This window comes from Legionella clemsonensis (assembly GCF_002240035.1).
GTDB lineage: Bacteria > Pseudomonadota > Gammaproteobacteria > Legionellales > Legionellaceae > Tatlockia > Tatlockia clemsonensis.
Map to the genome: position 1 here is coordinate 2,601,268 of NZ_CP016397.1, position 19,715 is coordinate 2,620,982.

Sequence of the window (19,715 nt, forward strand, 5' to 3'; positions counted from 1 at the left end):
CGACAATCATCCATTAGGGAAAGAGAAATGATATCAACCATTGCAGTTGTTGGACTAGGACAGATGGGAACTTCTTATACTAGACATGCCAGTACAATCGCAGACAAAGTCATCTGTTTCGATTACGATGAAAATCAGCGCGCGACATTTAAAGACAGGATACAAAGCTTTCATAATCCATTTGATGGATTAAACGAATGCAATGTAAATACAGAAACTATAAGAATTGTTGATGACTTAGACTTAGTTTGGAAATATGATCCGGATCTCACCATTATAACAACGCATAAAGATAGCCATTGCTTTTATTCCTGTTTAGCCATGAAGAATAATAGTCATGTACTCACAGAAAAGCCATTATGTATGAATTTAGAAGAAGCAAAAAAAATACAGGCTATATCTTCTCAATTAGAGAAAAAAGTATTTATAGGTTTTTCCTTACATGCTACCCCTGCCTTTATAAAGTTAAAAGAACACTTATCAGTTAATAAAAAAGGGAAAATTAAACTCTATCAAGTCTATAGAATAGGAGCAGTACCAGAAGATTATATGGATAGCGTTTCAGTTCGATTTGACTTGCTATCTCATGATACCGATTTTTGTCTACAATTGTTCAAGTTTCCGCAGCATACACGGGTTAACGAAGTGGATGCCCGCTCTTGTAATAAGCTATGGCAATATGATGGATTTGAGGTAGAAATGATCGGTAGAATGCCTATTACACACCCTAATGGATTCGAATATGGCTATAAACTTATTTATCAGGATGGGAATTATCTTGAATTTTCAAGTAAACAATCAAATTCTCTGTTTATGAAAAACGTTAGGAATAACATCATCGACATCATACCGCTCGAAATTACATCACCCTGTAAAATGATTTTAGAAAAATCAGTTAATTCAATTATTAAGGACAGCTATGAATGCTACTTAAATCATGAGCTATCCATTCTGAAAGGAGTGAACTGTATGGCGATGCTTAGTCATGATCATAAGTCTGGAATAGATGATTAATTTAATTACTGCTGTTCTCTTTTTATTTGCCTTTGTGTATATTTCGCAAGCAAAAAAAGCAAACACTCAAATTGAATATGTTACTGCCGGGAAAAAAACTAAATTATTGCCATTAATCGCAACCTTGGTAATGACAGAAATCAATCCCATGGCGTTAATAGCCATGTCTGCATTAGGATATATGGCAGGGTATTGGGCTTTATCTATGGCGTTTATTGCATTTTTAGCTCCACTACTCGCTTCACTTACCACATCTAAAAAATGGAAAAATTTTAATTCTACGTGTATATCAACATTATTTGATAGATATTTAGGTTATACAATAGGGAATATTGTTCGTTTTATTCTTATAATATCATTAATTATTTTGAATGCTACTTATGTTAAAGGCATTATTATCTTTTCAAAAATAATTTTGCCTGAACTTTCAATTTATATATCAATATCAACCATACTATTGTTTTGTATATTCTCAGTTTTAAAAAAAGGCTTAAGTGGAATTATTCGCATGGATATAATTGGATTTGTACTCACAGTCATTTTTTTATTGATTTGCTTAATATTCAGTTATTACTATAGTCATCTCACATTCAGTGAGAATGAGATTAGACATTTTAATGATTTAAGAGTTTTACCAGTTAAATATTTGATTGCCATTTTCTTTTTACAATTGATTATGTACAGCATTGCTCCCTGGTGGGGGCAAAAGATATTTTCAGCCAACAGTACAAAAACTGCTTACAAAGCAACCATTTATTCAGCTTTCATATTGTTTATATTATATTCCTCCATCATCTTATCGGCAATTTATCTAAAAGAATATGGAGTTATTTTAAAAGATTCCGATTTTGCTTTTCCTATGATAATAACTACATTTACTCCTACAGAATTCACTTCCTTTTACGTGCTTACATTTTTTTATATCGCTACGACAACAATTTGTGGAGTATGGAGTGCAATGTCAGGAATGATTACTTCAGGATTCCTTAGAAAAAATAATGAAGAATCCCCTAAGCTTAACTATATTATTTGGGTAATACTCGGTGCTATCACTTATTATATAGCAATGAATAATATAGACAGCGTTTTACATGCTGCCGTGTTAGCTGTTATGCAAATATGTAGTATCTATTTTTCAGTAATTGCAATATTTTATTTTGAAAGAATATCTAAATCTGGCTCTCTAATCAGTATATTTCTAAGCATTTTTATAGGCTATACATCATATATATTATTAGGAGAAGAAGGAAATTATCTTTGGTTTTGGGTAATTATTGGAATCCCTACTATGTTTATTTCGGGATATATAGCCTCAGGTTTTTCAAATGTTTTCAGCTCAGAAATTATTAAAAAAATATAAAAATTTTATTGTATAAAATTACCATTGAACTTGTAAATAGTATTTTTTGACAAAGTAATACATCGAATAAAATCTTATAATTAACTTGAAACCCATTTTTTATAAATGTTTTTTCAAAACCATTCGTTCAAATATTACTAAGTATCTCAATAATAAATTTGGCGACTTCAATTAAGAATTAATGGAAAGAAAACTAGTATCATAAAGGGAGCAATAATATCTATGAAAGATGTACCGTATATTTTAAGCCTGGCTTATAAAAAACAGATTGATGAAGTATGCAAACCACTGGGAAGGATGGGACTTAAGCATTTTGTGATGTATTTAATCTTCAATGATGGCACTCCCTTAATTCTGTCAAATGTCTATCCAATCATCCTCTCCTACTATCAAGAGGCCCTTTATAAAGAAGACTACACCTACACAGCAAGGCTTATTGACGCTGCTCGGGAAGGGTTTTACCTGTGTAATGAAGTGCAATCTATTTCACCTCAATTTAAAGAGTTACTTGCAGAAAAATATAACATCCATCCAAATTATAATCTCGTAAGACGTTGTGCGGAATGTACTTTTATTTTTAGTGCGATACGAGACACACCTACCGAGGCAAGTCATCTTTTTTACAAGAAAACAATTGCTGCTTTTGAAAATTTTTGCGTTAATTTTGTGGATGCCTTTTTGGAATTAATCACTTTTTGTAGCCCTAAGTACAAACTCTCCTTCATTTTGACCAATAAAAGCTTTCGGCATGCGGTGATTAAGGGCGGGTATGCTGAAAATAACTTACTGTCTATGCGGGAACAGGAATGTTTATGGCTGACAGCCCAAGGAAAATCCGGTAAGCAAATTGCTCAGACTTTAAAAATTAGTCCTTACACCGTCGAAAAATATCTTAAAAATATCAGGCAAGTATTTAATTGTCATACAATTACGGAGGCCGTCGTTGAGGGTATACACCGAGGGATGATTGGGCGGATGAATTTAAATAAAAATACCTTACATACCCTTAGTAGCAAACTAAATTTCGCCAGACCAATTATTGAAATAGAAGCAGCGTAATGTATATTCATTCCCGCGGAAAGAAGAACTTATTGTCAAATAGGCTTCTTCACTTCGATGATTGGATGGATTCCGTCTGCGCGGGAATGACATTAATTAATAGTAAAAAGACAGGAGACTATTACCTAAAATAATGGTCTGCGAACTAGTCAAAAACGGTTAAACCTTTACCCAATTCACATCGAATTTGATAGTTACTCACTTTCTTATAATTTTTGGCTTTCATAACAGTGATATCAAGCAATGCCAACCCATTGTCTTGTAAATTATATTTGCTAAAGGTAGAGGTCGCTTTATTAGGTAATGAGGGCTCATTTAACGAGAAATGATTATCTGATGCAGTAATGCGTTTTCCACCGATAAGCATCACGGCATTTGGTTTAATGGCTGTAACAATATCGGGTAAATTAATTTCTGAACTGCAGTGTTTGATTGTCCAAACAAAAGTTAACTGTTTTCCATTTACCACGGCATTGGCAATCTCTGAGAATGAGCTTAACTCTCCTGCATAACTTCCAATGCTTATTATAGCAAGTACGGTAATAAGAAATTTCTTCATGGTGATCCTCTTCTAAATTATCCTTTCTTGAATACGCTGCAGTATTGCAGCGTTTGTATTGTAATCTTAACTGTACAAAAAATCTCTGACTTATCAGCATCCTTATTTATCTGCTACACTCAATAGTTCAACCGTTAGATAAAGGACTATCTATGCGTAATATTCTATATTTCATCCTCTTGTTATTGCCTTCTCTTTGCCTGGCAGAGCAAGTACGCGAAATTGCCATTACTATTGATGACTTGCCATTGGTAGGTGCGCGTATGGATACACCAGGTAATCAACAACGTGCAACAGAGCGCTTTGCAAGGATTATGAAAGCACTCACCGACTACAATGTACCAGCAACTGGTTTTGTGATTGCAGGTTCTATCGCAAAAGGACAAATGGCTTTTTTGGAACAATTTCGGCAGGCTGGCTTTATGTTGGGTAATCACACTTACTCGCATTACAATTTAAACCAAATGAGTGCTGAGAAATACATTACCGATGTTGATCGGGCCGATAAAAAGTTGACTCCTGTATTAACGGAGCCTAAATATTTTCGTTATCCTTATTTAGCGGAGGGAAGTAATCAGAAAAAGCAAAAAGTGCTTGATTACCTGGCTGCTCATAATTACATCATTGCACCGGTCACTGTAGACAGCCTGGATTTTCGGTTTAATGAAAAAATTTACAGGATCCCCTATCGCCAGCGCGAAAATTATATAAAGGAGCTTAAACCGCAATACCTGGCCTTTATTTGGAAGCAAACACTGCGAGCAGAAAAAAGGGCTAAGGGTAAGCCAGTGAAGCAAATTCTATTAATTCATGCAAATATTCTTAACAGCTATTTGTTGGGCGATATTTTGCAAATGTATAAAGATCATGGCTATAAATTTATAAGCTTAGCAGAGGCTCTTGAAAATCCTGCCCCTGCCATTGCGTTTCCTGGTGCAACCCAGAAAGAACAACAAACAGAGGAAGATGCTTTTTCAACATGGGAAGATGATAACTGGTCTACCTAATGCAGATCAGTGTTGTTTACCCGAAGATAGGAATGAATTTAAGTCATTGTAAGGGTAGTTTCATCTTTTAACACTGAAGCCAAGTCCCTTGTTATCTGATTATTTTTATCAAGCCAACCCAGTTGCTTCATGACAAATTGACTGCGTTTACCAGAACCTTCTTTTGATAAACCTTGAGCATGCTTAAACAACTCATGCAAACTGGCTTCAGGTTTAACATAACTTTTGGCAAAAACAGAATACAAACCACACCAGGCCCTTTTATCAGCGGACAGTTGCTTGTTGTATTGTGAAAAAAAAGTATGTTTTATTTGAGAAACCTTCTCTTGTACTTCAATCTTTCGTCGATCTTCGACAAAAACGGCCTTTTCCGGCCCTAACTTATTATGCAGGAACTGAATTATATCCGAATTTCGGCCTTGGTTAGAGGCATGAAGAATAGTATCAATCAATCTCTCCGTTAATTGTTCCCTTGGGCGCGACTCATAATATCGTTGTACCAACTCTAGATTATTGGTTGAAATTGCGCCAACCAGCAGTTTAGTAAAATTTTCATTGTTAACATTAGCAAGGTTTATTTTATTCAAGAGTTGAGGCAAATAATTCGCTGCTTGTTCTCTTGCATGCTCTAATGCCTCATTTAACAAGACTTGATCATCAATGGCGTTTAAAATATCTTTTTCCAATTCTTTTACGAAAGCAAAAGAATCGGAAGGCTTCTCACCCGGTGAACTATAAATAATTTCTAGAATTGAACACGCTACTGTATTGGCCAAACAATGTAAAGAATAGTTCTCTCTATTACTGTAAGAGCGAGGAGGGCCTTTTCTTAACTCGTCTAGACTTGGAACTAACGGAATGAAAGGGAATGTCTTGGTGTCTGCAACTACATCCCAGAACATGTATCGGACAACAGGTACAGTGGATGATAATTCAAAACAAATATGTTCGCTATCATCGGTACTTTGTAGGGCAGTAATAGGTAAGGAGAAAGTATAGGCTATGGCATATTCTTTAATGATTTTTTTAAACATCTCTTGCACATAGTCTTTTTCTTTAAATTTTGCTCTTATTGCCATAAAATCAGGAGCTTCCCCACAGATTCGCTTATCCCCTTTATGGTTATAAATTACCAACGCTTCATTCTGGCAAAGAGTGTGAAAATCCTTGGTTAAAAGCGCCTTTATCGTATAAGAAGAAGGCGCATTAGGTGAGTTAATTTTCAAATCAACCAATTCAAATTGCTGCGTTTTCAAGCCCAATGCGGTCATTTCATCGAGAATATCTTTTTCCAGTTTAATTCTATAATTCCAATCTTCTTCACTGGAATATTTATGAGGGATAAAAAAACAAAAATCTTTGCCTTTAACTTTATAGACATGTTTTTCAGAGCCACCACCAATGCGCTGCCAATCTGAAAATTGATAAGTCTTACCTTTAATTACTAAAGTAGAGTCTCTATCGTAAAAAAAATGTCTCAACCATTCTCGCATGATAAAATTTTTGTTTTAGGTGAAAAGCAACAATATTATCACATAATACACGATTTGATCAATTAATTTACACTAATAAAAAGGGAAATCTGTCTCCATTAAACTTATTTCCCTTTTAAGAACAACATTGCTTAAATTAAAAAAAGCAGCCAATACCATCAAAACCAATGATCTCACACTGTTTAAATGATGAATGATTCAATTGATAGGTAGCTGCTCCATAGTTAACCCTGATTGCTCCTGATTTAGTCTGATTTATTACAGGCTGTGAATAAGTGGTTTTAAGCGAACACTTCGCGTTAATTCGATGCCATTCTACTTTGCCTATTTTTAAAATCGCTTCTTTAGGTTGGTAAGTATTTTTACTACAGGCAGTTAATTTAAGTTCTTTTATTTTTGGCGTTGACAGAATGACATCATAATTAGCCAATGCGGCCTTAATTGCATTGTCTGCATCCAAAATTCCATGCCCGCACGGTTTTCTTCCTTTGCAAGAGTTATTTTCATCATTGCTTTGGCCAAAATCGTGTGTAGTAGCATAAAGAATTTGCTCGACTTTTTCAGGTTGGATAGCTCCATCACTTATGGCAAAAATAAGTCCTGCGACACCCGCCACATGGGGAGAAGCCATGCTAGTACCCTGATAAAAATCAAAACCTGAATGTTGATAACCTCCACCTGGATTAACGGTTGATAAGATACCTCCCTTTCTACCATAGCGTAAATCACCGCCAGGAGCAGCAAGTGTAACGCTGGGTCCATAATTGGAATAATAAGATCGAATTCCTGCAGGACCTGTCGCTGCAACTTTAATGGTACTGTTGCACACTGCAGGAGCATTATAATGTTCCCACTGATTATCATTGCCTGCAGCGACCACTATGACGGCCCCTTTTTGGCGTGCATAAAAAATTGCTTCCTGCAAAGCTTCATCGCAATGATCAATTTCTTTACCTGGGTGTGCATCTACACCAAAACTCATGTTGAGTACTTTTGCGGGATACACATTCTTTGGTACACCAGGTACTTCACCACCAACAGCCCAATAAATGGCATTAATCACCTGACTTTCATAAAACATCCCAGAAGCATCAGGAATTTTTAGAGGTAATATTTTTAAATCTTCTCCCATACCAATCATGATGTCGCCATACCCCGCAATGGTGCCAGCGACATGAGTACCATGGTAAGATTTTGTTTCATCGCTTAAGTTTCGATTATTCCCTGCAAAGTTCCAACCCCACACCTTCCCATCTTGCTCTTTGACGAGATTATTTGCCAGACTTGAATTGATAGCTATCCCTGTATCAAGTACCGCAACCACCATTGGCTTTGAAGCGCGTCCTGTAGTATAGGCCCAAGCTCCATCACGACGCCCCGATGCAGATTCTAACATTACACCGGCAGGCGGAGAAAACTCATCCCACTGAGAATCATGAGACAACAAATTGTTAGCCAAAGAGGAAGGGGAAGTTTGATGCTTTAAAACGGGTAAAGGTTTAAAGTGCCCCACCCTATCTTCTACCGCATAAGCAATTTTTGGATTTTGCCTTAACTTGCCCAGAATTTTTTTTAGCAAATTATTCTTTTCGTTATTTAAACGCTTGGTGTCATACACGAGAGAATAAGCTTCTCCCGCCATTGGCGTTAAAGCGCGAACAGGGAGATGAACCGTATTAGCCAGCTCTGTTTTTAAGGCAGTCAATGCCGGGGGTTCTTCTTTATATTTGATAATAAGGTGTATATTGTCACTGGCTATTGCTGTGGCTACACACATAAGCAGTGTGAGGCCTGCACATCCTTGTTGATAAACCATGCATCTCTCCTTGGCAATGAATTTCAAGAATAGTATGCAGAAGAAAATGATCGACGAAAAGTAAAATGTTTCAATGGAATTAAATGGATAGATGAAGTGATAGTTCTGAAAAAAATTATCGTACCTTGAGTGCTCTAGCGCATGAGGGGCAAACATTAGTATCAAACAATAGGTTGGATCGTTTCGACCCAACGCAACCAAGCATAGACTTCAGGTTGGGTCAAAATGACCCAACCTACTTTTTAGTAACGATAATGATCTGATTTATAAGGACCATCAATAGAAACGCCAAGATACGCTGCTTGCTCCTGAGTAAGCTTAGTAAGTTTGGCTCCTATCCTTGCTAAATGCAATCTGGCAACTTTTTCATCCAGGTGTTTGGGTAGAACATAGACTTGATTATCATAGTTCTGACTGTGCTGAAACAGTTCAATTTGCGCCAATACCTGGTTAGTAAACGAGGTTGACATTACGAAACTCGGATGTCCGGTTGCACAACCCAAGTTGACAAGGCGTCCTTCTGCAAGAACAATTAAACGCTTACCATTGGGAAATATAACGTGATCCACTTGAGGTTTAATATTTTCCCAAGTGTATTGTCGCAAACTTTGAATATCGATTTCAGAATCGAAATGGCCAATATTACATAAAATGGCTTGATGCTTCATGCGCAACATATGATCATGCGTAACCACATGATAATTTCCAGTCGCAGTAACAACAATATCCACCTGCTCAGCCACGTCATCAAGAGTAACAACTCGGTAGCCTTCCATAGCGGCTTGCAAGGCACAAATAGGATCTATTTCACTAATCCATACGGTTGCCCCCTGCCCTCGCAATGCCTGGGCACAGCCCTTACCCACATCACCATAACCTAAAATTAATGCAATCTTACCCGCTATCATTACATCAGTAGCACGTTTCAATCCATCCAACAACGATTCACGACAACCATAGAGGTTATCAAACTTAGATTTGGTTACCGAATCATTAACATTAATAGCTGGTATCTTTAATTGACCTTTCTTAGCCATCTCATAAAGTCTAGCAACACCTGTGGTTGTTTCTTCTGAAACTCCTTTAATGTCGGCAAACATTTCAGGATATTTTTGATGGATGAGTAAGGTTAAATCGCCGCCATCATCCAGAAGCAAATTGGGAGTCCAGCCATTAGGGCCATGCAAAGTTTGTTCTACACACCACCAGTACTCTTCTTCGGTTTCTCCCTTCCAGGCAAACACCGGCACTGAGGCGGCAGCCATTGCAGCTGCTGCATGATCTTGCGTTGAGAAAATATTACAGGAGGACCATCTCACCTCAGCTCCCAGGGCCTGCAGGGTTTCTATTAATACCGCAGTCTGGATAGTCATGTGTAAACATCCGGCAATGCGCGCTCCTTTCAACGGTTTTTGCTGAGCAAACTCTTCGCGAAGAGCCATTAATCCAGGCATTTCAGTCTCAGCAATCGCAATTTCCTTGCGACCCCAGGCAGCCAACGATAAATCAGCAACTTTATAGTCGTTTGTTTCGGTTGTGTGCTTAATCGCCATATTCGCATGTTCCATAATTTATTCCTTCAAACGCCAAGTTAGAGGGCTTTACTCAAAACAGCGACCTTGTCTAAACGCTCCCAGGGAAACTCTTCCCGGCCATAATGACCATAGCTGGCTGTTTGACGGTAAATAGGACGCAAAAGATCATGATGATCAATAATCCCTTGTGGTGTTAAATCAAAATGAGTATTAATTAAATCAATAATTTCTGCATCAGAGAGACGAGCAGTGTTATAGGTATTGATACTGATCGATGTAGGTTCAGCCACACCGATCGCATAGGAAACCTGCACTTCACACCGATCAGCTATGCCTGCAGCGACAATATTTTTGGCCACATGGCGAGCAGCATAGGCTGCTGAACGATCCACTTTAGAAGGATCCTTACCGGAAAAGCATCCTCCACCATGACGTGCCATACCACCATAGGTATCTACAATAATTTTTCTACCCGTTAAACCACAATCTCCAAGAGGCCCTCCAATGACAAAACGACCTGTGGGATTAATGAAGTAACGCGTATGCGGGAAAAGCCATTCAGCCGGTAAAACCGGTTTAATAATTTCTTCACGCACTGCTTCAACCAGATCTTTGTGACTAATTTCGGGAGAGTGTTGTGTTGAGAAAACTATCGTATCAATACCCACTGGTTTACCTTCTTCATACTTTAAGGTCAACTGACATTTGGCATCAGGACGAAGCCAGGGGAGCTTGTTTTCTTTTCTTAAAAAAGCCTGTTTTGCCATAAGCCGGTGTGAATAGGCAATGGGAGCTGGCATATAAACATCTGTTTCCTTGCTGGCATAGCCAAACATTAAGCCTTGATCACCTGCTCCAAGAATTTTGGTGTCGCTATTATCAACACCACGGGCAATATCAGGGGATTGTTTACCAATTGCACTTAGAACAGCGCAAGATGCCCAATCAAATCCCATTTCTGAACTGTTGTAGCCAATATCTTTAATGACTTGCCGGACAATGTCTTCAACGTCCACCCATGCGCTGGTGGTAATTTCGCCACCGACTAGAACCATACCAGTCTTTACAAAAGCTTCACAAGCAACACGCGCTCTTCTATCCTTGGTTAAGATGGCATCTAAAATGGCATCAGAAATCTGATCCGCAATTTTATCAGGATGTCCCTCTGAAACAGATTCGGAGGTAAAAACATGAAAATCACTCACTCTGTGTCCTCTTTAATTGGTTTGACTTCATCATTGAAATAAATTGATCAAAAATGCCCAGTATGTCATGAGGACCTGGGCTTGCTTCCGGATGCCCCTGGAAACCTAAAGCAGGTCTCTCTTTATGCTGAATTCCTTGCAAGCTCTGATCAAATAACGAACGATGCGTCACCTGCAAACAATCCGGTAATGACGATTCATCAATAGTAAATCCATGGTTTTGACTGGTAATAAAAACGCGATGGGGTTCATGTGTTTCGATGACCGGATGATTCGCTCCATGATGTCCAAACTTCATTTTAACTGATTTGGCACCACAAGCCAGTGCTAAAATTTGAAATCCAAGACAAATCCCTAAAATGGGAAATCTTTCGTGCAGAAATTCACGAGTTGCGGCAATCGCATAATCACAAGCTAAAGGATCTCCTGGGCCATTTGATAAAAAAATACCATCAGGATTCAATGTCATTGCTTCTGATACTGTTGTTTTAGCAGGCACGATGGTTATATGACAACCCTTTTCATGCAATATCCGAAGAATATTGTGCTTTACACCAAAATCGTAAGCAACAACATGAAATTGATTAGGTTTGGACTCATCACCCCAGCTTCCTCGCCCTTCATGCCAGCGCTCAATCGTTTGTCTTGATACTTCACAGGCTAAATCCATTCCTTCCAGACCAGAAAATGATTTCGCCTTTTGAATGGCTAATTCAGGTTGATGAACATTAGTGCTAATGCAAGCAGCAATCGCTCCATGCTCACGTAGTCGGAGTGTTAATTGACGCGTATCTATACCAGCAATTGCCACTACCCCCTGTTTCTTTAGCCACTCAGGTAAGGAATACTCTGAGCGATAGTTACTTGAATAAAATGAGCATTCACGGACAACCAAACCTGCGGCCCATACCCGAGAAGATTCCATATCCTGAGAGTTACAGCCGGTATTGCCCACGTGAGCTGTGGTCAAAGTAATGATTTGTCTGGTATAGGAAGGATCCGTAAGCATCTCCTGATAACCAGTCATTGCTGTGTTAAAAACTAGTTCACCTACGCAATCACCACTAGCGCCGATGGAAAAGCCTTCAAAGACAGTGCCGTCAGAGAGAGCTAAAATTGCTGATTTATTGAACATAAAGAACTCTTTAGTAGCACGACCCTACAGACATTGCATGGCGTACTAAAAACCGCACAAAATACTAAATTGTACAGCAGGTTTATTAAAATTTCATGTCTTCAAAAAATTTTTTTACACCGTCAAACCAGGAACTTGAGCGTGGTGAATGTGTTTTTTTGCTGCTATCCAAAGAATCCTGCAGTTTTAAAAGCAATTCTTTCTGTTCTTTCGATAAGTTAACAGGCGTCTCTACAACCACTCTACACAGCAAATCACCCGTCGCATGACCACGTACTGATTTCATTCCTTTGCCGCGCAAACGAAAGGTTTTACCCGTTTGCGTTTCACCCGGTATTTTTAAGGTGACTCGTCCCTCCAGAGTGGGAACTTCAATAGCTCCCCCCAAAGCTGCAGTAATAAAACTAATAGGAACTTCACAATAAAGATCACTGTCATGGCGCTCAAAAATAGCATGGGCTTTGATGTTAACCTGAACATATAAATCACCAGCTGGACCACCATTCATACCAGCTTCACCTTCTCCACTAAGACGGACACGATCCCCATTATCCACACCGGCAGGAATTTTGACGGTTAATTTTTTGCTTTCTCTTACTCGTCCTTGCCCATGACAACTGCTACAGGGATCAGTAATTACCTTGCCTTCACCATGACAGCTTGGACAGGTTTGTTGAATCGAAAAAAAGCCTTGCTGAATTCGAACCTGACCTACCCCATTGCAGGTTTCACAATTTTTAGGGGTAGAGCCTTTTTTTGCTCCGGAGCCATTACAGCTCTGACAAGTAACATGTCTGGGGACTGTAATTTCAACTTGTTTGCCGAGTGCTGCCTCTTCCAGGGTCATCTGCACGTTGACCTGTAAGTCCGCACCTCGTTGCGCCCTGGATTGACCACGTGCACGACCTCCAGAGAAAATGTTTTCAAATATATCTTCAAAAACATCACCGAAACCACCAAAGCCCCCGCCAAAACCACCCTGTCCTCCCATAGAAGGATCAATCCCAGCATGACCAAAACGATCATAAGCGGCGCGTTTTTGCGGGTCAGAGAGTACGGCATAAGCACTTTGAATGTCTTTAAATTTCTCTTCTGCTTCCTTGTCATTAGAGTTACGATCGGGATGGTACTTCATTGCCAGCTTACGATAAGCTTTTTTTATCTCGGCCTCACTTGCACTGCGGCTCACACCGAGAAGTTCATATAAATCCTGCTTTTCCATAACTCTAACACCAAATTAAAGATTAAACGTATTCTACCATTATAGAAGCACAAAAAAGAAACAGAGCGTAACCCACTCGCATTTCTCCTTATAAACGCATCTGGACAGGATTAAAGCTGTATCGAGCTTGCGATCCAGCTTTAATTGCCTTAACGTCGTCTTTTACTTCTTATCGTCTTGAACTTCCTCAAACTCAGCATCAACCACTCCTTCATCAGCTTGTTTAGCCTCTTCAGAAGGTTTCGCTTCATCAGACGGTTGCTGGGATTGAGTTTCAGCAGTTTTCTTAGCATAAACTCGCTCTGCCATTTTACCAGAAACGTTGGTCAGAACTTTTAATTTCTCTTCAATTTGAACCTTGTCATTTCCTTTTATTGCTTCTTTTAATTCAGCAATGGCAGATTCTATACTGGTTTTTTCATCAGCGGATAATTCTCCTTCCAAATCCTTCATGGATTTTTCACTACTGTGAATAAGCGCATCGGCCTGATTGCGAATCTCTGCCATTTCTTTGAATTTCTTGTCTTCATCTGCATGGGACTTGGCATCTTTAATCATTGCCTCAACTTCTTCCTCACTTAATCCACTGGAAGCTTTAATAACAATGGATTGTGCCTTTCCAGTCGCTTTGTCTTTTGCAGAAACATTTAATATCCCATTGGCATCAATATCAAAAATAACCTCGATTTGTGGAACACCACGAGGTGCAGGTGGAATATCAGTCAAATCAAAGCGGCCCAAGGATTTATTCGCAGAAGCCTGCTCACGCTCACCTTGCAGTACGTGCACTGTAACCGCTGTTTGATTATCATCTGCCGTAGAAAAGACCTGATTTGCTTTTGTTGGAATGGTAGTATTTTTTTCAATGAGTTTAGTCATTACACCACCCAACGTTTCAATACCTAAAGATAATGGTGTTACATCAAGCAACAAAATATCTTTTACATCACCCGATAAAACAGCTGCCTGAATAGCCGCACCAACTGCAACCGCTTCATCAGGGTTTACATCCTTACGGGGTTCTTTGCCAAAGAATTCTTGTACTTTCTTTTGCACCATAGGCATACGAGTTTGACCACCCACAAGGATAACTTCATTAATCTGAGAAACCTTCAAGCCTGCATCTTTTAATGCAATCTTGCAAGGCTCAATGGAGCGTTCAACCAAATGCTCTACCAGTGACTCTAATTTGGCACGGGTTAACTTGATATTTAAGTGTTTGGGCCCTGAAGCATCTGCAGTAATATAAGGCAAATTTACATCCGTTTGCTGTGCAGAAGACAATTCTATTTTTGCCTTTTCAGCAGCATCTTTCAGACGTTGTAAAGCCAGGGGATCTGAATGTAAATCAATGCCAGAATCTTTTTTGAATTCGGCAGCCAGATATTCAATTAATGCCAGATCAAAGTCCTCACCACCTAAGAAAGTATCCCCATTGGTAGCAAGTACTTCGAATTGATGTTCACCATCAACTTCGGCAATTTCAATAATTGAAATATCAAAGGTACCACCGCCTAAGTCATAGACCGCGATAACAGAATCACCGCGTTTTTTGTCCATACCATACGCAAGTGCTGCAGCCGTTGGTTCATTAATGATACGTTTGACTTCAAGACCTGCAATGCGACCAGCATCTTTAGTAGCTTGACGTTGTGAATCATTGAAATAAGCAGGAACAGTAATTACCGCTTCTTTCACTTCCTCACCGAGATAGTCCTCAGCCGTTTTCTTCATCTTGCGTAATACTTCGGCTGAAATTTGAGGTGGTGCTTTATCCTGACCTTTAACCTGTACCCACGCATCCCCATTGTCTGCTTTAATAATTTTGTAGGGGACCATTTTTATATCTTTTTGTACGATAGGATCATCAAACCGACGCCCAATTAAGCGTTTTACTGCAAAAACAGTATTATCAGGATTAGTCACTGCCTGACGCTTGGCAGCTGCACCTACCAAAATTTCATTGTCGTCAGTATACGCTACGATTGAAGGGGTAGTGCGGTGCCCCTCACTATTTTCAATAACGCGCGGTTGATTGCCTTCCATTATCGCTACGCAGGAGTTTGTAGTACCTAAGTCGATTCCGATAATCTTTGCCATTTATTCGTGCTCCGATAAGTTTTATAGTTGCAATGCTTTTCAATATGGGGTGAAATTTATAAATTTCAAGCCATCTTTTTCTCTTAAGAAAACTAAGCTTTTTCATCCACGGGTTTTGCTTTAGTAACAACAACTCTGGCAGGACGAATGACCCTGTCGTGAAGTTTGTAGCCTTTTTGGAAGACTGCCAAAACCGTATTAGGTGCAGCATCTTTAGCTTCTTGCATTGACATAGCTTCATGTTCTTGGGGATTAAAAGGTTCACCTAAAGGGTCTAGCTGCTTAACACCATTTTTTTCCAAAATATCGAGAAAAAGCTTCATGGTTAATTCCAAACCTTCATGCATGCTACTGTTTTGCTCTTTTTCAGAAAGTTGTAACGCTTGTTCAATACTGTCTGCAACCGGTAAAAAGGACGTTAACAGTTTTTCTACGCCATAACGGTGGGCATTATTAATATCGCGCTCTGCGCGGCGGCGCACATTTTCTAGCTCAGCCATAGCTCGAGCCGCTTTTTCCCAGTTTTCATGCGCTTTTTGTTCCGCAGCAGTCAATTGCTCCTCAAGCGCGTCATAACTTGGGTGTTCAAGTGCAGGCTCTTCAAGCCTTTCCTCCTCATCCTCCGAAAACGCTTCCTCTTCTGATGAATGCTCTTCCTCTAAGTCATGTTCTTCTTTTATTTTATGCCAATTTTTTTTATTTTCTTTGCTCATAAGACACTCCCACATAAATTGATGGCAATAACTGGGGGCTTTTAGCAAAAATTCAAGTGCGAAGCACAGTCCCTTGCCCGAAATTAATGATATCGCTACCAAACCATAGCCTATTTGCGTATTAACTGCAGTCTTATAAGTCTAGCCTATCTAGGTTAATTCTATTTTCTCCACTTTATACGAGAACAGGATTAAGTATGACTTGCTTGAACTGTTCATTGATCGCATACTCGGTATTATTGATAATCAAGAGGTTCGTTTTATGCGTCAGTGGTCGCCAGTATCTTGGCAAAATTATTCTTATGAGCAAGCAGCCAATTATCCAGACAAGAATCAATTAACTAAAGTAGTTGAGCAATTAAGTCAACTTCCTCCCTTAGTCACCAGCGGGGAAATAAAACATTTAAAGCAAGCTATTGCTAAAGCAGGGAGAGGAGAGGCTTTTATTCTACAAGGAGGGGATTGTGCGGAGTCATTTAATGACTGCCGCTCGGATGTTATTACCAATAAACTGAAAATTCTGCTCCAAATGAGTTTGATTTTACTCCATGGAATGCGAAAGCCTATTATCAGAATTGGACGTATAGCTGGTCAATATGCCAAACCTCGCTCCTCTGATTATGAAACAATTAATGGTGTTACTTTACCTAGCTATCGTGGGGATTTGGTGAATTCCCAGCAATTTGACGCTGATTCGCGCACTCCTAATCCAAAATTAATGCTGCAGGGCTATAGCTGTGCTGCAATGACCCTTAATTTCATTCGAGCACTACTGGATGGCGGTTTTGCTGATTTAAATCATCCTCAGCGCTGGGACTTACGTTTCGTAGAACATTCACCGCAAGCGGATGAGTACCATGCGATTGTACATTCACTTTCTGACGCTTTGGCGTTTATTGAGGCCATTGACGGATTACGTGATAGTACCTTAAATAAGGTGGATTTTTACACCTCACATGAAGCGCTGCATCTTCATTACGAGCAAGCTTTAACAAGACAATTGCACGATGGTTTGTGGTATAACTTGTCCACTCATTTACCTTGGATAGGTATGCGTACCGCCAAGATTGAAAGTGCTCATCTGGAATTCATGCGCGGCATTCAAAACCCGATAGGTATCAAAATAGGTCCCAGTGCCACCAAAGAATGGTTAGTTGAGGTCATAAAACTTCTTAACCCGCAACACGAAGAAGGACGATTGCTTCTTATAACTCGTTTGGGCACCAAGGACATTAAGAAGCTGCTACCACCGCTCATTGAAGCAGTAAAAGCAACCAACTGCCCTGTCACCTGGTCTTGTGATCCCATGCATGGTAATACAGAAACCACACCAGATGGCATTAAAACAAGACATTTTGACAATATTCTCTCTGAGCTGCAGCAAGCCGTTACTATCCATCGTGAAATGGGGGGCTATCTAGGCGGCGTTCATTTTGAGTTAACGGGAGATAATGTCACTGAGTGTATCGGCGGAGCACGCGGTTTAAATGAAGAAGACCTTAAAAGAGCTTATCGCAGCCTGGTAGATCCTCGTTTAAATTATGAACAATCGTTGGAGATGGCTATTCAATTGAGTAGACAGTTTAAGAGGTGTAGGAATGGCCTGTCTGAATGAAGATAATTTTTAATTATCTTCTTTTCTGTTTTTATTCAACCATAGCAATTAGTTGCTGCAATAGGTCCGACCCTATGGATTTATCATACTTAAGCGCCCTGAATTTGTAAAATTCATAATTTTGGTTTAAGAATTTAATTATATAATAAACATACACCAACCTTCGAGAAAGCGGCTATGGCCTATATTTTACCCAGTCAGCAAATCCAGTTTCATTTTGAAGACATGCAAAGGATAAAAGCGGCTTCTCCTTTGAACCTTAAAGTCCAAAAGTCAAGATTGGATTTCATTTTATATTGTGTAAATAACAATCAAACGCTTACGGGCCCCAATGTAGCCTTCATAAATTATCTTGGAGAAAAAAAGAGTGGGGCTCTTTCCAGAAAAGAATCAAAAATTGAGTTTAATCCAGCTGAAATGAATCGTAAAAAGCTAGCAGTTCTCTTTGCTCATTTATCTGCCTTTTCTTATGACTTGAATAGTCTAACCATAGAACCGGTTCCTGTGGGTGATCTGATAGACAAAATAATAAACATTAACAAATTGAGCGATAGTGATGTAGCCACCTATATAGAAAAACTTCTGAGTGAAAAAATCCCCGATTATAACAAGCTTTCACTCGATGATTTTCTCCGTAAAATTCATGAAAATTATGAGAAAAATGGGGTAAATTTTCATTGTTATTTACGGGAGAATTTTTTTAATGATCTTAAAAATAAACTTGGGGTTATCCATGTAAGAGATGCCGATGCAGCTCTCAGCTATTTTATGCCTTCAGTTTTTTGTCAGCAACATATTAACAGTTGTGAAATTACCACTCGAATCACTATCTTAAAGAAGACAGTAAGTAATTTCAAAAAAATACAGGAGATAGCCCTTGCAGAATCTTCACCATCGGTTATTGAAGCACAAAAAAGAATTGAACAACTCGAAAAAGAGTTTCAGGAAGCATTGGATGATCCCTCAGTTGATGCAATACGTTTTAAAAATTTATCAAAGAACTATCTCAAGCAAATCGAAGTAATCCAGGTTGCGATGGAAAATGGACTTAAACGATTTTGTTCCTCTGAAGATCCAGAGGGTACTCCCCAATTATTCCTTAAAAAATATTTAAATCATACTGTAGCCACAGTTTATCATTTACTTAAATCCACTATCATACCTAAAGGGTTAAGCTTTAAGTTAGATAAAATTAAAAATTATTTACAAGAAAAACTCTCTGAATTCCAAAATAGAATTATTCATAAAAATTTAAGGCGAGAATTTCATGAAGAAGAAGTTATGAAAAATTTGCATAAATCACATCTAGAAGAGGACGATAAGGAAAAAAGGACGGAGTATATTAAACATCTTTTTTTGAATGGTAAATCATTGCTCGCTTCAGAAAATGTGATTTGTGGGCATAGCCTTCTCATAGACATTGATGAAAATGGTAACTTAAAGAAAATTGAACATAAAAACGGCGAACCTCAAGAAACATTGCTATCTCCCAATGCCCTGGCAATCATTGGAATCGAAAGCTCTGACTTAAATAAAGGCTCGGATTTAAAATCAACATTAGTGAGTATAGAGGCTACTCTAAGAAGGTTGCATGAGGAACGCTATAATATTGTAAAAATCAAAAGAGCAATTTCCGTTGATTCCGATGAGTCCATTGATTCCAATGATCCCGAAATTTTTAAAGAAATAAGCAGCATGTTAGAAAAAAAAGACAGTGAAATTGAACAATTATTAACAATTGAGCGAAATCTGAAAACGAGGTATGGCTTAATAGATGCCTTAGACAATCAAACAATGAAATTTAGACGCAGTATGCAGGAGAAGAAAGATAGGGATGAGCCTGATTTAGGTAGTGCGATAAAGGTAAAATAATGGATTCTTA

At 38.8% G+C, this 19,715-nt stretch carries 15 protein-coding genes; 6 read left to right on the forward strand and 9 right to left on the reverse strand.

Features of this window, described 5'->3' with window-relative positions:
• The first annotated feature begins 27 nt into the window (after positions 1-27).
• The 3 genes from clem_RS11430 to clem_RS11440 all read left to right on the forward strand — a co-directional run bounded on the left by clem_RS11430 (position 28) and on the right by clem_RS11440 (position 3,433).
• On the forward strand, positions 28-1,014 hold the full coding sequence (locus clem_RS11430; RefSeq protein ID WP_094091677.1) for a Gfo/Idh/MocA family protein: 987 nt from the start codon (positions 28-30) through the stop codon (positions 1,012-1,014).
• Positions 1,007-2,374, forward strand: coding sequence for an SLC5/6 family protein (locus clem_RS11435; protein ID WP_094091678.1), 1,368 nt, complete (start codon positions 1,007-1,009; stop codon positions 2,372-2,374). The genes clem_RS11430 and clem_RS11435 overlap by 8 nt, the downstream gene beginning before the upstream one ends.
• A gap of 222 nt (positions 2,375-2,596) precedes the next feature.
• Positions 2,597-3,433, forward strand: a complete 837-nt coding sequence (locus clem_RS11440) for a response regulator transcription factor (RefSeq protein ID WP_094091679.1) — start codon at positions 2,597-2,599, stop codon at positions 3,431-3,433.
• 145 nt (positions 3,434-3,578) lie between these two features.
• Here the strand turns inward: clem_RS11440 and clem_RS11445 are convergent, their stop codons facing one another.
• On the reverse strand, positions 3,579-3,992 hold the full coding sequence (locus tag clem_RS11445) for a VirK family protein (protein ID WP_094091680.1): 414 nt from the start codon (positions 3,990-3,992) through the stop codon (positions 3,579-3,581).
• 152 nt (positions 3,993-4,144) lie between these two features.
• Between clem_RS11445 and clem_RS11450 the strand changes: the two genes are divergently transcribed.
• Positions 4,145-4,999: a polysaccharide deacetylase family protein gene (locus clem_RS11450; RefSeq protein ID WP_094091681.1), complete on the forward strand. Its 855-nt coding sequence runs from the start codon at positions 4,145-4,147 to the stop codon at positions 4,997-4,999.
• A gap of 38 nt (positions 5,000-5,037) precedes the next feature.
• On the opposite strand, the gene clem_RS11455 is transcribed toward clem_RS11450, so the two are convergent.
• The 8 genes from clem_RS11455 to grpE all read right to left on the reverse strand — a co-directional run bounded on the left by clem_RS11455 (position 5,038) and on the right by grpE (position 16,218).
• Complete coding sequence (locus clem_RS11455; protein ID WP_094091682.1) at positions 5,038-6,492, reverse strand: hypothetical protein; 1,455 nt, start codon at positions 6,490-6,492, stop codon at positions 5,038-5,040.
• Between the two features lie 136 nt (positions 6,493-6,628).
• Complete coding sequence (locus clem_RS11460; RefSeq protein WP_094091683.1) at positions 6,629-8,308, reverse strand: S8 family peptidase; 1,680 nt, start codon at positions 8,306-8,308, stop codon at positions 6,629-6,631.
• Between the two features lie 242 nt (positions 8,309-8,550).
• Positions 8,551-9,861, reverse strand: coding sequence for an adenosylhomocysteinase (gene ahcY / locus clem_RS11465; RefSeq protein WP_408606896.1), 1,311 nt, complete (start codon positions 9,859-9,861; stop codon positions 8,551-8,553).
• A 38-nt stretch (positions 9,862-9,899) separates the two neighbouring features.
• The gene (gene metK, locus clem_RS11470; protein ID WP_094091685.1) at positions 9,900-11,048 is read right to left on the reverse strand and encodes a methionine adenosyltransferase; all 1,149 of its coding nucleotides are present in this window, start codon (positions 11,046-11,048) and stop codon (positions 9,900-9,902) included.
• A complete protein-coding gene (carA, locus tag clem_RS11475) occupies positions 11,041-12,183 on the reverse strand; it encodes a glutamine-hydrolyzing carbamoyl-phosphate synthase small subunit (RefSeq protein WP_094091686.1) in 1,143 nt (380 codons plus the stop codon). The genes metK and carA overlap by 8 nt, the downstream gene beginning before the upstream one ends.
• An 85-nt stretch (positions 12,184-12,268) precedes the next feature.
• The gene (gene dnaJ / locus clem_RS11480) at positions 12,269-13,405 is read right to left on the reverse strand and encodes a molecular chaperone DnaJ (protein WP_094091687.1); all 1,137 of its coding nucleotides are present in this window, start codon (positions 13,403-13,405) and stop codon (positions 12,269-12,271) included.
• A 162-nt stretch (positions 13,406-13,567) separates the two neighbouring features.
• Positions 13,568-15,505 carry a molecular chaperone DnaK gene (gene dnaK, locus clem_RS11485; protein WP_094091688.1) on the reverse strand — a complete coding sequence of 646 codons (1,938 nt, stop codon included), beginning with the start codon at positions 15,503-15,505 and terminating at the stop codon, positions 13,568-13,570.
• 92 nt (positions 15,506-15,597) lie between these two features.
• Positions 15,598-16,218 (reverse strand): nucleotide exchange factor GrpE, encoded by a 621-nt coding sequence (grpE, locus tag clem_RS11490; RefSeq protein ID WP_094091689.1) that lies wholly within the window; start codon positions 16,216-16,218, stop codon positions 15,598-15,600.
• Positions 16,219-16,480: 262 nt separating this feature from the next.
• Here grpE and clem_RS11495 point away from each other — a divergent pair, with 262 nt between their 5' ends.
• Together clem_RS11495 and clem_RS11500 are read left to right on the forward strand one after the other, a co-directional pair.
• Positions 16,481-17,833, forward strand: coding sequence for a 3-deoxy-7-phosphoheptulonate synthase class II (locus tag clem_RS11495; protein WP_094092343.1), 1,353 nt, complete (start codon positions 16,481-16,483; stop codon positions 17,831-17,833).
• Positions 17,834-18,010: 177 nt separating this feature from the next.
• Entirely contained in the window at positions 18,011-19,705 is a 1,695-nt protein-coding gene (locus tag clem_RS11500; protein ID WP_094091690.1) for a hypothetical protein, read from the forward strand.
• The last annotated feature ends 10 nt before the right edge of the window (positions 19,706-19,715 follow it).

Bases quoted from the DNA above. Each gene is read 5' to 3' on its own strand.
- clem_RS11430 (WP_094091677.1), top strand. From the start codon at position 28: ATGATATCAACCATTGCAGTTGTTGGACTAGGACAGATGGGAACTTCT.
- clem_RS11435 (WP_094091678.1), top strand. From the start codon at position 1,007: ATGATTAATTTAATTACTGCTGTTCTCTTTTTATTTGCCTTTGTGTAT.
- clem_RS11440 (WP_094091679.1), top strand. From the start codon at position 2,597: ATGAAAGATGTACCGTATATTTTAAGCCTGGCTTATAAAAAACAGATT.
- clem_RS11445 (WP_094091680.1), bottom strand. From the start codon at position 3,992: ATGAAGAAATTTCTTATTACCGTACTTGCTATAATAAGCATTGGAAGT.
- clem_RS11450 (WP_094091681.1), top strand. From the start codon at position 4,145: ATGCGTAATATTCTATATTTCATCCTCTTGTTATTGCCTTCTCTTTGC.
- clem_RS11455 (WP_094091682.1), bottom strand. From the start codon at position 6,492: ATGCGAGAATGGTTGAGACATTTTTTTTACGATAGAGACTCTACTTTA.
- clem_RS11460 (WP_094091683.1), bottom strand. From the start codon at position 8,308: ATGGTTTATCAACAAGGATGTGCAGGCCTCACACTGCTTATGTGTGTA.
- ahcY (WP_408606896.1), bottom strand. From the start codon at position 9,861: ATGGCGATTAAGCACACAACCGAAACAAACGACTATAAAGTTGCTGAT.
- carA (WP_094091686.1), bottom strand. From the start codon at position 12,183: ATGTTCAATAAATCAGCAATTTTAGCTCTCTCTGACGGCACTGTCTTT.
- dnaJ (WP_094091687.1), bottom strand. From the start codon at position 13,405: ATGGAAAAGCAGGATTTATATGAACTTCTCGGTGTGAGCCGCAGTGCA.
- dnaK (WP_094091688.1), bottom strand. From the start codon at position 15,505: ATGGCAAAGATTATCGGAATCGACTTAGGTACTACAAACTCCTGCGTA.
- grpE (WP_094091689.1), bottom strand. From the start codon at position 16,218: ATGAGCAAAGAAAATAAAAAAAATTGGCATAAAATAAAAGAAGAACAT.
- clem_RS11495 (WP_094092343.1), top strand. From the start codon at position 16,481: ATGCGTCAGTGGTCGCCAGTATCTTGGCAAAATTATTCTTATGAGCAA.
- clem_RS11500 (WP_094091690.1), top strand. From the start codon at position 18,011: ATGGCCTATATTTTACCCAGTCAGCAAATCCAGTTTCATTTTGAAGAC.